The sequence below is a fragment of the Nocardia sp. NPDC051030 genome, assembly GCF_040683015.1.
Taxonomy (GTDB): Bacteria; Actinomycetota; Actinomycetes; order Mycobacteriales; family Mycobacteriaceae; genus Nocardia.
The window spans coordinates 686,100-701,919 of sequence record NZ_JBFBCD010000004.1 but is presented as its reverse complement, the minus strand read 5'-3'; the positions used below and the strand labels follow the sequence as shown (position 1 = coordinate 701,919).

16 protein-coding genes are annotated in these 15,820 nt (G+C 65.5%); 8 read left to right on the top strand and 8 right to left on the bottom strand.

The window, feature by feature from the left end:
• Positions 1-168 precede the first annotated feature (168 nt).
• Positions 169-1,749 carry an AMP-binding protein gene (locus AB0N05_RS16880; protein ID WP_364694118.1) on the top strand — a complete coding sequence of 527 codons (1,581 nt, stop codon included), beginning with the start codon at positions 169-171 and terminating at the stop codon, positions 1,747-1,749.
• Here AB0N05_RS16880 and AB0N05_RS16875 read toward each other — a convergent pair.
• From AB0N05_RS16875 to AB0N05_RS16865, 3 genes are all read right to left on the bottom strand, one after another.
• Positions 1,704-2,489 (bottom strand): hypothetical protein, encoded by a 786-nt coding sequence (locus AB0N05_RS16875; protein ID WP_364694115.1) that lies wholly within the window; start codon positions 2,487-2,489, stop codon positions 1,704-1,706. The two genes, AB0N05_RS16880 and AB0N05_RS16875, sit on opposite strands and share 46 nt — an antisense overlap.
• Positions 2,490-2,547: 58 nt before the next feature.
• On the bottom strand, positions 2,548-2,889 hold the full coding sequence (locus AB0N05_RS16870) for a hypothetical protein (protein ID WP_364694112.1): 342 nt from the start codon (positions 2,887-2,889) through the stop codon (positions 2,548-2,550).
• A gap of 102 nt (positions 2,890-2,991) precedes the next feature.
• Entirely contained in the window at positions 2,992-3,393 is a 402-nt protein-coding gene (locus tag AB0N05_RS16865; RefSeq protein WP_364694109.1) for a hypothetical protein, read from the bottom strand.
• Positions 3,394-3,630: 237 nt separating this feature from the next.
• Between AB0N05_RS16865 and AB0N05_RS16860 the strand changes: the two genes are divergently transcribed.
• A complete protein-coding gene (locus tag AB0N05_RS16860) occupies positions 3,631-4,494 on the top strand; it encodes an alpha/beta hydrolase (protein ID WP_364694107.1) in 864 nt (287 codons plus the stop codon).
• 63 nt (positions 4,495-4,557) lie between these two features.
• Here the strand turns inward: AB0N05_RS16860 and AB0N05_RS16855 are convergent, their stop codons facing one another.
• From AB0N05_RS16855 to AB0N05_RS16845, 3 genes are all read right to left on the bottom strand, one after another.
• The gene (locus AB0N05_RS16855; protein ID WP_364694104.1) at positions 4,558-5,451 is read right to left on the bottom strand and encodes an RNA polymerase sigma-70 factor; all 894 of its coding nucleotides are present in this window, start codon (positions 5,449-5,451) and stop codon (positions 4,558-4,560) included.
• 45 nt (positions 5,452-5,496) lie between these two features.
• The gene (locus AB0N05_RS16850; RefSeq protein WP_364694101.1) at positions 5,497-5,880 is read right to left on the bottom strand and encodes a DoxX family protein; all 384 of its coding nucleotides are present in this window, start codon (positions 5,878-5,880) and stop codon (positions 5,497-5,499) included.
• Positions 5,881-5,968: 88 nt separating this feature from the next.
• Entirely contained in the window at positions 5,969-6,559 is a 591-nt protein-coding gene (locus AB0N05_RS16845; RefSeq protein ID WP_364694098.1) for a TetR/AcrR family transcriptional regulator, read from the bottom strand.
• 82 nt (positions 6,560-6,641) lie between these two features.
• Here AB0N05_RS16845 and AB0N05_RS16840 point away from each other — a divergent pair, with 82 nt between their 5' ends.
• Complete coding sequence (locus tag AB0N05_RS16840; RefSeq protein WP_364694095.1) at positions 6,642-7,394, top strand: SDR family oxidoreductase; 753 nt, start codon at positions 6,642-6,644, stop codon at positions 7,392-7,394.
• 106 nt (positions 7,395-7,500) lie between these two features.
• Here AB0N05_RS16840 and AB0N05_RS16835 read toward each other — a convergent pair whose 3' ends face one another.
• Complete coding sequence (locus AB0N05_RS16835) at positions 7,501-8,652, bottom strand: TDT family transporter (protein WP_364694092.1); 1,152 nt, start codon at positions 8,650-8,652, stop codon at positions 7,501-7,503.
• A gap of 107 nt (positions 8,653-8,759) precedes the next feature.
• Between AB0N05_RS16835 and AB0N05_RS16830 the strand changes: the two genes are divergently transcribed.
• Genes AB0N05_RS16830 through AB0N05_RS16820 form a run of 3 tightly spaced genes read left to right on the top strand, consistent with a single transcriptional unit; the run spans position 8,760 to position 11,786 of the window.
• Positions 8,760-11,009: a molybdopterin-dependent oxidoreductase gene (locus AB0N05_RS16830; RefSeq protein ID WP_364694089.1), complete on the top strand. Its 2,250-nt coding sequence runs from the start codon at positions 8,760-8,762 to the stop codon at positions 11,007-11,009.
• Positions 11,006-11,515 (top strand): helix-turn-helix domain-containing protein, encoded by a 510-nt coding sequence (locus tag AB0N05_RS16825; RefSeq protein ID WP_364694086.1) that lies wholly within the window; start codon positions 11,006-11,008, stop codon positions 11,513-11,515. The genes AB0N05_RS16830 and AB0N05_RS16825 overlap by 4 nt, the downstream gene beginning before the upstream one ends.
• Positions 11,493-11,786, top strand: a complete 294-nt coding sequence (locus AB0N05_RS16820) for a hypothetical protein (protein WP_364694684.1) — start codon at positions 11,493-11,495, stop codon at positions 11,784-11,786. Before AB0N05_RS16825 ends, AB0N05_RS16820 begins: the two co-directional genes overlap by 23 nt.
• A gap of 43 nt (positions 11,787-11,829) precedes the next feature.
• On the opposite strand, the gene AB0N05_RS16815 is transcribed toward AB0N05_RS16820, so the two are convergent.
• Positions 11,830-13,830: a hypothetical protein gene (locus AB0N05_RS16815; protein WP_364694083.1), complete on the bottom strand. Its 2,001-nt coding sequence runs from the start codon at positions 13,828-13,830 to the stop codon at positions 11,830-11,832.
• 170 nt (positions 13,831-14,000) lie between these two features.
• Between AB0N05_RS16815 and AB0N05_RS16810 the strand changes: the two genes are divergently transcribed.
• Complete coding sequence (locus AB0N05_RS16810; RefSeq protein ID WP_364694080.1) at positions 14,001-15,362, top strand: carotenoid oxygenase family protein; 1,362 nt, start codon at positions 14,001-14,003, stop codon at positions 15,360-15,362.
• A gap of 53 nt (positions 15,363-15,415) precedes the next feature.
• On the top strand, positions 15,416-15,808 hold the full coding sequence (locus tag AB0N05_RS16805) for a nuclear transport factor 2 family protein (protein WP_364694077.1): 393 nt from the start codon (positions 15,416-15,418) through the stop codon (positions 15,806-15,808).
• The last annotated feature ends 12 nt before the right edge of the window (positions 15,809-15,820 follow it).

Below are 15,820 nucleotides of genomic sequence, written 5' to 3'. Positions count from 1 at the left end.
TATTGGTCTTATTGCACCCCACTCTGTTTCGCGATCATTTCTGATCGTCAGGGAAGTAAATCATAAGATGGAAGGTGGGGAAAGTTCACGGTTGCTAGGAACTGGTCCTGTTCTCCGAGTGCCGGTCTGGCGCTCACAAATGATCGTGCCAATGGCAGACTGGGCCTCATGACCGATGCTTCGCAGAAGACGCCCACCCTGACTTGCGGTAGCCGCCACCGCACCCAGTCCGATGCGCTCGCGCGTGCGGGACAGCTCGGATCGGCGATTCTGGCGGCCGGTATCGGGCGCGGTGACAAGTGTGTGATCATGGCCCGCAACGACATCGAGTTCCTCGAGACCTCGGTCGGTATCGCCTCCACCGGTGCGAACCCGCTGCCGATCAATACGCGCTGGGCCGCCCCCGAGGTGGCGCACGTACTCGCCGACGCGAACGTGCGAATGATCTTCGCGCACACCGAATTCGTGCCCGTGGTCGAGGCTGCCCGCGAACTCGTCGCCAGTGACGCCCGAATCATCGAGATCGCCATGTCGGCCGAGCTGCTCGCCGAAGGCGGGTGGGATCAGCGGCTGGCCGAGCCCACCGGCCGTCATGAACTGCTCGAAGAGCTGATCGTCGCGCACCCCGACCCTGTCGGTCATATCGAAGGGGCAATCGCCGACAGCATGGGTGTTATCTACACCTCGGGCACTACCGGCAAACCCAAAGGTATTGCGCGCGAGAAGATGGCACAGCAGCAGTTGCTCACCATGGCCGGGGCCAACGTGCAACGTGCGGGTCTGGCCCCCGGTGTACCGATACTGGTGGCCGGGCCGCTGTATCACACCAGCCCGAACGCGCTGGCAGTGCTCGGGCTGCGCATCGGCGCCGACATCGTGATCATGCCCAAATGGGATGCGCGCAGGTTCCTGCAGCTGGTCGACAAGCACCGTATTCAGCAGGTGAAGATCGTGCCCACCATGATCTCTCGCATCCTGAGCGTGCCCGCCGAGGAACGCGCGACCTACGATCTGTCGAGCCTGACCCATGTCATCCATTCCGCCGCTCCATGCCCGCCAGCGCTCAAGCGGGCCGCCATCGACCTGTTCGGCGAGGCGCTGTGGGAGTTCTACGGGTGCAGTGAAGCGGGCACGATCACCTGGATCGGCGCCAATGAATGGCTCGCCCACCCGGGAAGTGTCGGGCAGCCTGCCGACGGGTCAGCGGTGACGATCGCCGACGAGCACGGAAACCCGTTGCCCGCCGGGGAGATCGGGCGCGTGTATGTGCGGGGCGCGGACTACTGGCCCAGCTTCGAATACCTCAACCTCGGTGCGCCCTCCTCACCGGTACCGGGCATGCTGTGGGTCGGGGACCTGGGCTACCTCGATGGTGACGGCTATCTGTTCCTGACCGGTCGTGACACCGAAGTCGTGATCCGGGGCGGGGTCAACATCTATCCGGCCGAGATCGAGAACGCCCTCATCGCCCTCGAGGGTGTGGAGGACGTTGCGGTGTTCGGTATCCCCGACACCGGCGATCTGGGGGAGGTGGTGGCCGCGCACATCCAGCTGCGTCCCGGCACGGACCTCACCGAATCCGCAGTGCGCGAGGCGTTGTCGTCTGAGCTGGCCAACTACAAGGTGCCAACCCATATTCGCATCGTCGAGGCGCTTCCCCGTGACGACAGCGGCAAGATCTACAAGCGTCAGATCCAGACTGCTTACGCCGCAGGTGAGTTCGCGGAATCCGGTGCCGGGGTAGCGTGACGTTCGTCATCGGCGCGGCGAGCCAGCGTGTACTCCCGGGTTTCGCGGGCTCGCCGCAACGCACCACTGATCTGTCCACTGAGCAGACCGCTGACCAGCAATGTCAGCGCCGTCAACCCGGTGGCGACGCTGACCGGTGATTCCAATGGGATGACCTCGCCGGTGAAGTATCGGACCGCTGTCCCGGCCACCTTCCACCCCGCCCAACCGACACCGAGTACACAGCCCGCAAACGTCGCCCAGCGCGTGATCCCACGCTGAAAGCGAAACACGAACAGCCCCAGAGCCCCCAGCGGTAGTCCCAGCCACGCGGCGAAGATCAGCTCATAGATCACGACGCGAAGGTCAGCGCCGTAGGCGTTGAGAAAGTCGTTGCTGGGCAACAGCTCCGGGCCCGGAAGCCAGGAAACTGCGCGAAGCACCACCGTACTCGAGACTGCCGATACGCACAGCCCGATCACGCGCCGTCGGTGCGTCTTGGCTGAGTCCCGCGGTTGCTTCATGATGATCAGCAGTAATGCCAACATCGCAGTTCCGGCGGCTACCGCGAAGGTTGCCGCCCATACCCGCTCATCGGTGGTCATCGGGACGCGCACACCGGAGACTCCCAACCGCGCGAACTGCCGCATGGCGAGGGCGTAGAAGGCAATTCCGATCCCGAGCAGCTGCTGGGTCTTCACGCCCCGCCACATCCCGCGCCCGAACACGACCATCCCGACCAGGAAACCGAGCCAGGACACCCCCGCAATTGTCTCGCCCACTTGCTCTGTGATCCCGAATCTCGATCTCTGTTGCCCGTTACACCGTGCCGAACGCTTCCGCCAAGCCTCGCGCCACCCCGGGCATCGGCACGGACGTTCCGGCCTGCTGTCGTTTGATCTCCAGCCCGACCTTGCGCGCGAAACGTTCGCACAAAGCTTCCTGGAGACGCGCTTTCATGGTTGCACGATAGCCGAGCAGTTTCTTCTGCGTGCAGTTGTGGCCCTGCAGCAGATGCCATAGTTCATGCGCCAGAATGTGGACCTGGAACTCTTCGGTCGCATCGTCGGGTACCAGGATGACCCCGCAATCTCCTTCGCGCACAACCATTCCGGTCAGCGGAGTCCCGCGTCGCACCTTCGGGAGCACGATCAGTCGCATGCCCAGGACTTGTCCGGCTCGATCCACAAGGCCTGTCATCGTGTACGGCGTAGGCACAATCCGCACTGCAAGATCGTTCATACGGTAACGCCGCGTACGCATCTATCTCTCCGGTCCCACCTCGTCGTTCAGCACCTGACGCGCAATGTCCAAGAGCCCACGCAACTCCGTGTGCGCCTCGGGCGTCAGATCGCCCATCGTACGTAAGCCAGCCAGCTGCAGCCGGGACTCTCGAAGTACCGCCGCGACTTCGTCATCGCTGGTGGCGGAGAAATACCCCAAGGGCTTGCCGAAGAATTGTGCGATCGCCTCGAGTACCGCGCCATCGACCTTGCGGACCTTGCCGGCACGGATTCGATAGATGTACTGCCGGTCGATATCCCGGCCCGTCACTCGAGAGACGAAGGCCGCCACCTCCACGGTTGCCGCACGACTCCCGGCAGGCCAGCGCTCCGCGAACAGCGCGTCGATTTTGTCAGCCAGAGACCTGCGGTCACGACTCATATCGCCCACACTCCAAGCAACACCGAAGTCCGCCTCTCACCGCTCCCACGGTACTCATCCCCACCCCGATTGCCGCGCATACGTTTCCGTCCGAGGCGTAATACTTACCAAGATTAACGACCCGACCCCGATGAGCGAAACCAGATTTCCGGCCGGGGCGAGGCACACTGGTGTGAGTCGTGAACTGCGGGAGGGGGCACCCGCTGAACTCACACGCTTGGAGGCGAGTTTGCGTTGATGACGGATTTCGAGACCTTCGATATTCGAACGTCGGGCACCACGATTCACGGCCGTACCAAAGGAACTGGACCGCCGGTTCTGTTGCTACACGGGATTCCGGAGACCCATCTGATGTGGCATCGGGTCGCGCCGCGGCTGGCGGAGCGGTTCACCGTGGTCGCGACCGATTTGCGCGGATTCGGTGACAGCGGAACTCCGCCGAGTACGCCCGACCATGACCCGTACAGCATGCGGGCGATCGCCGCGGAGCAAGTGGAGGTGATGGCGGCGCTGGGACATCGGCGGTTCGCGGTGGCCGGGCACGATCGGGGAGCGCGGTGTGCCTATCGGATGGCGCTCGATCACCCCGGCGTCGTCACTCGATTGGCGGTGCTGGACATCATTCCCACCGCCGAGGTGTTTCGGGCGGATCCCGGCGGATTCTGGGTCTGGTCGTTCCTGGCCGCGCCGGAACCCGTTCCGGAGCAGTTGATTTCGGCTTCGCCGGACACCCTGGTCGATCACATGCTCGACTCGTGGTCGAGCACTCCCGGGGTGTTTCCCCCTGACCTGCGCGCGGCCTACCAGGCCCAGTTCCATGATCCGCGCACGGTGCACGCCATCTGTGAGGAGTATCGGGCCGCGGCCACGCTGGATCGACAGCACGATGAAACAGACCGGGACAACCGGAAAATCGCCTGCCCCACGCTGATCCTATGGGGAGAGTCCGGCGGAATCGCCGATGGCACAACAGATCCGCTGGAGACGTGGCGGCCATGGTGCCAGGCCGTCACCGGCCGGCAATTACCCTGCGGGCACTTTCTGCCCGAGGAGGCACCGGAGGAAACCACAGCTTTGCTGCTGGGATTCCTCACGGCCTGACCGGGCTCAGAACCTCGGGGTCGCAGGTTCGAATCCTGTCCCGCTACTACTAGGGCGGTCTACTCACCGCACGCTGAGTGCCGTTGGCGAGTCGATGTGGGTCAGCTTTTCCGGGTTGCGGACGAAATAGAGCCCCGTGATGCGGGTGTCGTCCATTCGGAAGGTCATGATGCCGACTTCGCCGTCCCAGCGCAGGACGAGGGCCGGGTTGCCGTTGACAACGGTGGGTTCGGTGCTGAGCGTGGCACCGATCTTGCCGAAGCCGACCAGCAGGTTCCGCAGCACGCGCTCGATGCCGATGATCGGCACCCGTGCCGCGGTCTTGATGCCGCCGCCGTCGGTGAGAAGCACGACATTCGGGGCGAGCACGTTCAGAAGCCCTTGCGGGTCACCGGTTTCCAGCGCCATCTGAAACGATTCCAGGGCCGCTCGCGCCTGGCCGGGGGAAACGACCGAGCGCGGGCGTCGGGCCTCGACATGCTGACGCGCGCGGTGGGCGATCTGGCGAACCGTCACCGGTGTCTTGTCGACCGCGGCAGCGATCTCTTCGTAACTGACGTCGAAGACTTCGCGGAGCACGAACACCGCACGCTCGGTCGGCGACAGCGTCTCCAGCACGAGCATCAGCGCCATCGACATACTTTCGGCAAGCTCGATGTCTTCGGCCACATCGGGTGCGGTGAGCAGTGGTTCCGGAAGCCAGGGGCCGACATAGGATTCCTTGCGGCGCTTCATGGTTCGAAGCCGGTTCAATGCCTGTCGAGTGGTGATCCGGACCAGGTAGGCGCGATGATCCTGCACCTGGTCCATATCGACCTGCGCCCACCGCACCCAGGTCTCCTGCAGCACGTCTTCGGCGTCGGCAGCCGAGCCGAGCATCTCGTAGGCGACGGTGAACAGCAGATTGCGGTAGGCGACGAATGTGTCGGTCGCCGAGTCGGCCGTTGCGCTGCTCATTCCGCTCCTCATGCCTTGCCGCAAATGCCCGGCAAGGCTACAGGGTCAGGCAACGAACGGTTCGAGCACGAACCGGCCCCACACCACGAATGCCGCCATCGCCAGATAGATGACATTCGCAGTGATCACCTTGTATTCGCCGTCGCGGATGTGGGTGATCATCGCGCCGATCATCAGGATCGACCAGCACACGGCGGTGACGGCGACCATGACGGGCGCGATATCGAGCACGGCGGGCAGAATCAATCCGATCGCGGCCAGAACCTCCAGAGCCCCAAGGGTTTTGATGACACCGGCACCGGCGGTGGCTGTCCACTGCCCGCCCGGGGCTTGGGCCAGTTTGGGCTTCGGCGTGAACATTTTGATATTGCCGCTGACGAGCGCGACGACAGCCAGCAGTCCGGTGACGATCCACAGTGCGATGTTCATGATGTTCTCCTTGCTCGAGGTTCGAGCCTGAAGACACCCTGAGCCCCCATTTCCGTGACATTGCGTGACGCAGGTCACTGTCGAAACATCAAGGCCAGCATTGGATCGCCAGCGTCGCTATCCGTTCGAGTTCCTTTCGGCTCGCGCCGTCGCGCGCGGACTGGGAGATGCCCTGCAGCATCGCGGTGGTGTATCGGGCCAGCGCGGCCGCATCGGTTCCGGAAGGCAGTGTGCCCGAGTCGATATCGGCTTTGATGCGCTGTTCGTAGACCGCGACGTCGCCATCGCGGAGTTGGCGAAGCCGTGCGGCCACCTCGGCGCTGTTGGTGTTGTCCGCCGCGCACAACAGCATGCATCCGCGTGGTCGCCCCGGCCGGGTGTGCTCGGTGGCGGCCTCGTGCAGTATCCGGCCGATGGCCTGCTTCGCGGTGGGTTCCTCGGCCAGCGCGCGGGCGATCCATCCGCCGTAGTTGAGGCTGTATGCCTCGATCACCTCGTCGAACAGTGCCTGTTTGTCGCCGAACGCGGTGTACAGGCTGCGGACGCCGATGCCCAGCGCGTCGGTCAGGTCGCTGATGGAGGTCGCCTCATACCCCTTGGACCAGAACAGCCGGACCGCCTGGTCCAAGGCCGTATCCCGGTCGAACTTCCGCGGTCGGCCGCGCTGAGGTTTCTCCACAAGATTATTTTACAGCGATCGCTGCATATTCTGATAACGTCTGTTTCTGCAACGATCGCTGTAAAAAGATGGAGGTGGCGTCATGGCCGCACTGACAGGCAAGACCGCACTGGTAACCGGGGGTAGCAGGGGTATCGGCAGGGCCGTAGCCGAACGCTTGGCGCAGGACGGCGCGCGCGTCGGCGTGCACTACAACACCGGCGCGGACGCCGCCAAGCAGACCATCGCCGCGATCGAGCGGGCGGGAGGTTCGGCCTTCGCCGTTCAAGCCGAACTCGGCGTCGACGGTGACGCCGAAGCACTCTGGACGGCCTTCGACTCCCACGCCGACGGACTGGACATCCTGATCAACAACGCGGGCATCGCGGAGCTCGGGGGAGTCGCCGACACCACCCCGGACGCGTTCGCCCGCCTCTTCGCTGTCAACACCACCGCACCGTTCTTCATCACCCAACTCGGCTTGGACCGCCTGCGCTCCGGCGGCCGCATCGTCAACGTCTCCACCAGCTACACCCTCGGCAAACCCGACCCGCAACTCACCACCTACGCGATGACGAAGGCGGCCATCGACGTGTTCACCTCCGCACTGGCCAAGGAGCTCGGCCCGCGCGGGATAACCGTCAACGCGGTCAACCCCGGCGCGATCGACACCGACCTCAACGCCGCATGGTTGCGATCGAACGACGAGGCCCGCGCCGCCACCGCCGCCCGCTCGCCGCTGGCCCGCGTCGGCGTCCCGACCGATGTCGCGGGCGTGGTCGCGTTCCTGGTCTCCACCGACGCGGGCTGGGTCACGGGCCAACTCCTCGACGCGACAGGCGGGGCGCTGCTGTAGCGGTGCTCTCAACCCGGGATGAGATGCGAGGCGTCCTGGATGGTTTCGGCTCGCTTACTGACCCGACCCAGCGCCCTGCCCGCCGATGTGGGCAGGGTGCCCAGGGTCAGGATTTGTGGGACTTGATCGGCGCTGTTGTGGGTGGGAGGAATAGGTGGCCTCGGAGGCTGCCCGTGGCGGTTTGGGTGGCGACCAGGCACCAGGTTGCCAGTAGGCCCATGAAAGCGATTACCGCGGCGACACGAAATGCGGGTAGGTCGGTGTGCACTGCCAACTGCGTTGTGCCGGTGACGAATGTGCCCACTGGGAAGGTCAGGCTCCACCACGTCAGTGCGAAAGGCATCCCGCGCCGAGCGGTACGCACGGTCAGTGCGGTCGCGAGGGCAATCCACAGCACTGCGAAGCCCCAGATCGGAACTCCGAAAAGGATTGCGAATACCCGCATTCCGGTGGCGACTTCCGGTGCGACTGCGAGGGTGGCGTTGGCGCCGAGTAAGCCTGCGGCGGTGATGGATTGGCCGAGAGGGCCGAGGACTATCCAGAGGGTGGGGACTCGGGCTGTGCCGGAACTGCCGAAATGGGCGAGGCGGCTCCAGACCATCGTGATGATGATGATTGATGCGAACAGGGATAGGCCGAACATCGCGTAGCAGCCGTAGAGCAGCGTTGCGCGCCCCGATCCGGGTGGCACGTGCGGGATGAGCAGCGCACCGGTGGCGGCGGAAACCATTGGGGGCACGACCGGCATGAGCCAACCGCCGAAAGCGCCATCGGGTTCGACGGAGTGGCGGGTGAACATCAGATAGGGGATGGTCAGGGCGGTGAACAGGCCGCCGATCGTGCCTGCGGTCCATAGGGTCCAGTCGAGGGCTACTGCGGCTGGCTCTCCGATCAGGGACTTTCCTACCAAGTTTGCGCCCGCGCCGACGGTGAGCAATGCCATCGGTGCGGCACCGTAGAAATGCGCCATTTGCGGGTTGTACGCGCGGGCCTGGGCCGGATGGCGGATCCAATGGGCGGCTGACGCCAGCAGCACGATCGCTAGCAATGCCGAGGCGATCAGCCAGACCACCCGGGCGAAGACCTCTTGTCCGGGGATCTGTACCGGCAGGGTTGCTGCCGCTGTGGCCACGATTCCGGTTCCCATGACGGGCGCGAACCAGTTGGGTCCCAGGTGGCCGAGTATTTGGCTCGGCGACTCCAGCGAGGGCAACAACCAGGGCTTTTTGGTGGGGCCGCTTACGTCGGGGCTGTCCATGGCGGTAGTGAAGCAGGTATTTCGGACCGGATTCGGCACGCCGACGACTCCGCCGCAGCGTGTCGAGGTTAGTAGCGCTAGTGAACTAACCCGTCTACGCTGCTCCTATGACGGACTGGCGGCCCACGGCCTGCATCCTGTGTGAGTGCAACTGCGGCATTCAGGTGCTGCTTGGCCCGGATGGGCGGTCCTTCGAGAAGATTCGCGGGGACAAGCTGCATCCTGCGTCGGCGGGGTACACCTGCAATAAGGCGCTGCGGCTGGACCACTATCAGAATGGACGCACCGGGCGGGTGACCGCGCCGCTGCGGCGGCGGGACGATGGTGAGTTCGAGGAAATCGATTGGGAGACTGCGATTTCCGAGATCACTGCGCGGATGCAGGAGATCGGGCATCGGTATGGCGGGGAGTCGATCTTTTATTACGGGGGTGGGGGGCAGGGGAATCATCTGGGTGGGGCTTATGCCCCGGCGACCATGGCGGCGTTCGGGATGCGGTACCGGTCCAGTGCGTTGGCTCAGGAGAAGACGGGGGACTTCTGGGTAGGGGCGCGGATGTTCGGGTATCCGGTGCGCGCCGATGTCGAGCATGCCGAGGTGGCGTTCTTCATCGGTAAGAATCCGTATCAGTCGCATGGGTTTCCGCGTGCGCGAACGGTTTTGAAGGAGATTGCGCGCGATCCGGGGCGGTCGATGATCGTGCTGGATCCGGTGCGGACCGAGACCGCGGAGCTTGCGGACTTCCATCTGCAATTGCGGCCGGGGACGGATGTATATCTGCTGTCGGCGATGGCGGCGATTCTGGTGCGCGACAACCTGATCGACGAGGAGTGGCTGGCGGAACATGCCGAGGGCGTCGACGAGGTGGTTGCCGTGCTTCGGGCGGTGCCGATCGAGAAGTACTGCGCGATAGCCGATGTCGATGTGGAGCTGGTGACGGCGGCGACCAGGCGACTGGCTGACGCGGAATCCGTGGCCGCGCTCGAAGATCTTGGCGTGCAGATGAATCGGTACTCCACCGTGGTCAGTTATGTGGAGAAGCTGGTGTGGTTGCTGACCGGGAATCTCGGCAAGCCGGGCACCCAGTACGCGTTCACCGGTTTGGCCGCGCTCGGGCACGATCGCGGGCATCCGGCGGGGGAGGGGCCCAAGAGTCCGGTGGCCGGTGCGCCGATCATCAGTGGGCTGGTGCCCGCCAATGTGATCACCGAGGAGATCCTCACCGATCATCCGGGCCGCTATCGGGCGATGTTCATCGAAAGCAGCAATCCGGTGCACTCCCTGGCGGATTCGGCGCGCATGCGGGAGGCGCTGGAAGCTCTGGAACTGGTGGTGGTTGTCGATGTGGCCATGACCGAGACCGCGCGACTGGCCGACTATGTGCTGCCGGTGCCCACTCAGTTCGAGAAGTACGAGGCTACGTTCTTCAATTTCGACTTCCCCCGCAATATCTTCCACCTGCGCCATCCCGTGCTGCCCGCGCCCGAGGGCGTGCTGTCCGAGCCGGAGATCCATGCCCGCCTGGTGGAGGCCGCAGGAGTTCTCAGCGATGCCGACTATGCACCCCTGCGGGCCGCGCTCGCCGAGGGGCGCGAGGCGTTCGCCATGGCCTTCCTCGGCATTCTCGCCGACCCGAGCAAGTCGAAACTTGTTCCCGTGCTGCTGTATCGGACATTGGGCGAAACCCTGCCCGACGGTGCTGCCGCGGCCGCACTGTTGTGGGCGGCGGCCTACAACTGCGTACGCAAATTCCCGCAGAGCGTCGAACGGGCGGGTTATGGAACGGGTTTGGAGGCTGGAGAGCGGCTGTTCGATGCCATCCTGACCGGTGCGCACGGCATTGTGATCACCGAGGACGACTACGAGGTGACGTGGAGCCGGATGCGTTATGACAAGCTGCGGCTGAATCTCGCCGATCTACTGGACGTCGTGGCGACCCTGCCCGAGCCGGAAGGCGATCCCAGCGAGTGGCCGTACGTGCTGTCGGCGGGGGAGCGCCGCGCTTTCACCGCGAATACCATCGTCCGCGACCCGAATTGGCGCAAACGCGATAGCTCAGGCACCCTGCGCATGAGCAGCACCGACGCCGAACGCCTGGGTCTGAGCATGGGCGACCTGGTCCGCGTCACCACCCGCCGCGGCAGCACCGAGGTTCCGGTCGAACCCACCGATCGCATGCGCCCCGGCCACCTGTCCCTCCCGAATGGCTTCGGCCTCTCGGTCACCGATCCGGACGGCAGCACCGTCACCACCGGCGTCGCCCCCAATGAACTCACCGAATTCGACTCCCGCGACGAATGGGTAGGCACCCCGTGGCATAAATACGTGCCCGCCCGCCTGGATACCGTAAGCGCATGAAACGCACCACATTCGCCGACTGGCCGTGCACGGTCGCCCGCACGGTCGACCTGATCGGCGACTGGTGGACGCCCCTGGTGCTCCGCGAGGCCTACTACGGCGCAAGGCGTTTCGACGAGTTCGAGCGCACCCTCGGCCTGAGCCGCAATGTCCTGACCCAACGCCTGACCCGCCTCACCGAAGAAGGTCTCCTGCAACGCGTCCCCTACCAGGACCGCCCACCCCGCCACGAATACCACCTCACAGACAAGGGCAGAGACTTCTTCCCCGTCATCGCCGCCATGATGGCGTGGGGCGACCGCTGGCTGGCCCCCGAAGGCCCCCCAATAGTCCTGCACCACAACACCTGCGCTCACGACACCCACGCCGAAGTAGTCTGCGCCCACTGCCGAGAACCCCTCCACCACCGAGACATGTCCGCCCACCTGGGCCCCGGCTTCCCGACCCGCCACCGCGAAACCGCCCTGGCTACAGGCAGATTCGATGACGCCGCCCGCAATCCCTGACGCCAAGTCAAAGCACGGCGTTGTCGGCACTCCCGGGGAAATCGGTGCTCAGCGCGAGGTCCATGCCCGCGTCGAACTCTGGCATCTGCCGCCGACATCGCCGATGTCCGATCGGGCTTCGGATCGGTTCTACTTGATCGTTCGGGACAACCATCCGGTGCAGTTCATCAGGGTCCGGCCCGACAGTAATCCGATTCTGATGATGAGGGGTGCGGTGGTGACCAAGGAGACGGTGCTGGTGCCTTCCGGCTCGAGGCTCGAGCCGGCGTAGTGGGAGCCCATCCCGACCGGGCAGGGGGCTAGCGCTGGGAGGGTCAGTGGGGGCCGTGTAGTTCCTGCTGCCAGAGCGCTTCGCAGAGCAGGTCCAGGCCGTGGCGTAGGTGGCGGCGGTAGGTGCCGTAGGGGAGGTTCAGGCGGCGGGCTGCGGCTTCCTGGGTGGGGGCGCTGGAGAAGTAGGCTGCGGTCAGGGCCTCGCGGGCGCGTACGCCGCGCGGGTCGGCGGCGAGGTTGTCGACGGTGCGGTGGAGTAGGGCGCGGAGCTCGTCGGCTGGGTTGGCGAGATCGGCTGCCAGGCGGGCGCGGATCAGGGCGCAGGCGGCGAAGGCGGTGGGGGTTCGCCAGTGGGACAGGGCTTCTCGGACGGCCTGGTCGAATGCTGTGCGGGAGAAGCCTGAGGGGCCGGAGGGGGCGGGGACGGCTGTGGCGGAGATGAAGTGGCGCAGCCAGGTTTCGACGGGTACTTGGCGCCAGTCGACGCCGAAAACGCCGTAGGTGTGGTCGCCTACTCGCGGGCGCGCACCAGTGTCGGTGAGGCTGCCCGCGACTCGATCGGACCATGATTCGGCATCCCGCCATACGGCGAAGCCATAGGCGCGGGCTCGGGCTCGGGCGGATTCGGCCTGGGCGCGGGAACTGCTCAGGTCGATGACGCGCGAGGGCACCTGGTACTTCTCGGGGTACACCGAAAAGCGGCTGATACCAATGTGTTCGCCGTCGCGCACGGGCGCGGTGGCCTCGGTGTACTCCCACGCGGCCGCGACGACGGGGTCGGTGGCGAGGTCCTGCGGGTCGGGCGGAGCGGGCAGGGCGAGGCGGGCGGTGAACGCCACGATCCTGCCGGTGCTCACCAGGCGGTAGACGCTGAAGGCCTGAGGCTGGCGCTGCACCCAATAGCGGACCAGGTCCGCGGCGGCGGGGCCCTCGGTCTCTTCGGCCATGCGCAGCACGGTGTCGAGATCGTCCGGACTCAAGGGGCGGTCGTGCACCTCGTCCTCGCGGGACCAGGTACGGGTACGAGCCACGACCTCGCCGTCGCGGAAGAGGTGGAAGAGTTCGTCGGTCACCGTGAAGACCTGCTCCTCGGGTGCCTCGCGCAATAGCCGCAGGTACTCCTCGGCCAAACGCCCGCGCATCGTCTCGAAGGCATTGGGGGCTCGCCAGCGCAGGTCGGCCGCAAGGGTTTCCCGTGCGGCATCGTGCGGGTACAGCCCCCGATGCGTGGACTCCATGAAGGGCAGATCCCGTAGCCAGGTGAACAGGAGATGGGCGTCCTGATCGGGCAGCACCGCGGCGAGTAGTTCCTCCGAAGTCGAATACGCTTGCGCCGCAACCTCCAAAGCGCGGCGGTGGGCGGCGGTCGGCACCTCGCCGATCAGGCCCGCCAGCAGGGTGCGCAGGGTGTCGGCCGAGGGTGCCCAGGTCTCCTCCGGACCCCAGTCGGCCATTGCGGCGGCAGCCGCGAGCGACAGGGCCAGCGGATTGCCCCCGGCAAAACGCAGGATGCGCGGGCGCAGTGCGGGCGGGACCCGACTGGTGGTCAATAGGTTTCGGGCCTGCTCATCGGAAAACGGCTCGAGTTCGCGGACATACAGGATCTCGGCCCAGGCCGGGTCGGCCGTCCACTGCGGCTGCGGCGCGAGCCGACCCGCCAGCACCACCAAGGTGTCTTCGGCGGCACGCGGCAGGAAGCGTTGCCACAGCCAGCTTTCCAGCCACTGGCAGTGCTCGAAGGAGTCGACGAACAGCACCGTGCCGGGAATGTGGAGGAACGCCTCCGCATTGCGTTCGAAGTCGGCTGGATCCCGGCTCACGAAGCGGCCGTCCAGTTCCAGGAGTGTCCGGTCGGCTGCGCGTGCCTCATCGGCGAGGCGCCGGAGCAGTGTCGACTTTCCGATCCCACCGGGCCCGAACAGGTAGAACGCGAACGGAGCCGTGGTGTCGCCCGCCAGTGCCTGCGTGAAGTGTTCGAGTTCGCCCTCCCGGGCGACGAATGCCTGAACGCGCGCACTTGCCAGTCTGTCTCTCACGGATGCCACGACGGCTTCGCCTTCCCATGCTTTGGCGCCCGTACTGCCTCGAGCCTCACCCGGCCAGATCCTAACCAAGGACGGCGAAAGGCGCCGGGTGCCGAGTGGACAGCAGTGGACAGCATTGAGCACCGTCCGGGTCTGGGAAATGGACAGCGGACGGGGCCAGGCTTTGTGCCATGGACCTCACCACCGAAAAGCCCTATCTGACAGGTCATTACACTTCCGTCGCCGACGAGATCACTGCCACCGAGCTCACCGTCGAGGGCACGCTGCCGCCCGAGCTGACGGGTCGGCTGATCCGCAATGGCCACAACCCCAAACCCGGTGTCACACCGACCCATTGGTTCAAGGGCAGCGGCATGGTGCACGGCATCCGCCTGCGTGAGGGCCGGGCCGAGTGGTATCGCAATCGCTGGGTGCACACGCCCGCGCTCGACGGCGCGCCCTATATGACCGAGCACGGCCCTGACCTGACCGCCAGCGTCGCGGGCACTCATGTCATCGAACACGCGGGCCGCCTGCTCGCGCTGTGCGAGGCGAATCTCCCCTACGAAATCACCGCGGACCTGGATACCGTGGGCGCCTACGACTTCGACGGCAAGCTGAGCTCCGTCATGACCGCCCACCCGAAGACCGATCCGGTGACAGGCGAGCTCCATTTCTTCGGCTCGTCGCCGTTCCCGCCCTTCCTGATCTATCACGTCGCCGACGCCAAGGGGCAGCTCGTGCAGAGCGCCGAGATCCCCGGGGCCACAGCCGCTCTCAAGCACGACTTCGCTATCACCCGCAATCACGTTGTGTTCATCGAGGGCAGCGTCACCTTCGACCCGAACGAACACTCCGGTATCCCGTACGGCTGGAATGACCAGCAGCCCGCCCGCATCGGCGTCATGCCGCGTGGGCCGGAAGGGCCCGCGAGCATCCGCTGGTTCTCGATCGAACCGGGCAATATGCTGCACGCCGCCAACGCCTACGAGGATGGGCAGGGCCGCATCGTCCTGGAGGGTCCCACCGTGGACCGTGAGGGCTTCCGTCTCTCCTGGAACTGGTGGGTCGGCGCCCCGGGGCGCGGCACCGAGCCCAATGCCCGTTCCTACACCCGCCGTTGGATGATCGATCTGACGGCAGGCACCGTCGACGAGCAGATCATCGATGATCTGGCGGTGGAGTTCCCGACGCTCAACGAGGACTACCTGGGCAGGGAGCACCGCTACCAGTACGCCATCGCCTTCCCGGACGAGAAGGGCTTCGGCGCTTACGGTCTGGTCAAATACGACCGCACCACGGGTGCGCGGCGCGTCCGTCCCGTCGGCGACGCCCGGCTGCCCAGCGAAGCCGTGTTCGTGCCCGCCGCCGGGGCCACCCGCGAGGACGACGGCTACCTTCTCACCGTCGTCTCCGACCTCAAGCAGGAGGCCTCCCAACTGCTGGTCCTGGACGCCTCCGGTCTCGATCAGATCGCCGCCGTCCACCTCCCGCGTCGCGTCACCGCCGGGATCCATGGTTCCTGGATCCCCGACGACGAACTCCGCCACTGACCCGCCTGTCCGACGATGTAGTTTCGGCCCAGTCCACCCATAGAAGGAAAACCATGTCTCACACCGATATCCGCTCGGCCCTCACCGATCTGCTCTTCACTCCGGGACTCGACCTGGACGTCGCCGCCGATCGCCACTTCGCCCCGGACTATCGGCAGCGCACCGACGGCCGATGGGACGACCGGTCCGAGTTCCTGACGCACATCGCGCATCTGCGCGGCGTCGTCGCGGACGGTTCGGTCGAGGTGCACGATGAACTCGCGGACGGCGACCGATACGCCGATCGCCACACGGTGACCGTCACCAAGACCGACGGTGCCACGGTTCGCATGGAGGTCTACCTCTTCGCGGAGTTCGCGCCCGACGGCCGTTTCCGCCGTATCGAGGAGACCACCCTCATGCTCGAAGGCACCGCGGCGGACCAGAATCTCGGCAGCGCCCGCTGAGCACACCCGACT

Excerpts from the sequence above, each read along its gene's own strand:
- AB0N05_RS16805 (WP_364694077.1), top strand. The coding sequence starts at position 15,416 with ATGTCTCACACCGATATCCGCTCGGCCCTCACCGATCTGCTCTTCACT.
- AB0N05_RS16840 (WP_364694095.1), top strand. The coding sequence starts at position 6,642 with ATGGCCGCACTGACAGGCAAGACCGCACTGGTAACCGGGGGTAGCAGG.
- AB0N05_RS16825 (WP_364694086.1), top strand. The coding sequence starts at position 11,006 with ATGAAACGCACCACATTCGCCGACTGGCCGTGCACGGTCGCCCGCACG.
- AB0N05_RS16850 (WP_364694101.1), bottom strand. The coding sequence starts at position 5,880 with ATGAACATCGCACTGTGGATCGTCACCGGACTGCTGGCTGTCGTCGCG.
- AB0N05_RS16870 (WP_364694112.1), bottom strand. The coding sequence starts at position 2,889 with ATGCGACTGATCGTGCTCCCGAAGGTGCGACGCGGGACTCCGCTGACC.
- AB0N05_RS16855 (WP_364694104.1), bottom strand. The coding sequence starts at position 5,451 with ATGAGCAGCGCAACGGCCGACTCGGCGACCGACACATTCGTCGCCTAC.
- AB0N05_RS16830 (WP_364694089.1), top strand. The coding sequence starts at position 8,760 with ATGACGGACTGGCGGCCCACGGCCTGCATCCTGTGTGAGTGCAACTGC.
- AB0N05_RS16820 (WP_364694684.1), top strand. The coding sequence starts at position 11,493 with ATGACGCCGCCCGCAATCCCTGACGCCAAGTCAAAGCACGGCGTTGTC.
- AB0N05_RS16880 (WP_364694118.1), top strand. The coding sequence starts at position 169 with ATGACCGATGCTTCGCAGAAGACGCCCACCCTGACTTGCGGTAGCCGC.
- AB0N05_RS16865 (WP_364694109.1), bottom strand. The coding sequence starts at position 3,393 with ATGAGTCGTGACCGCAGGTCTCTGGCTGACAAAATCGACGCGCTGTTC.
- AB0N05_RS16810 (WP_364694080.1), top strand. The coding sequence starts at position 14,001 with ATGGACCTCACCACCGAAAAGCCCTATCTGACAGGTCATTACACTTCC.
- AB0N05_RS16860 (WP_364694107.1), top strand. The coding sequence starts at position 3,631 with ATGACGGATTTCGAGACCTTCGATATTCGAACGTCGGGCACCACGATT.
- AB0N05_RS16835 (WP_364694092.1), bottom strand. The coding sequence starts at position 8,652 with ATGGACAGCCCCGACGTAAGCGGCCCCACCAAAAAGCCCTGGTTGTTG.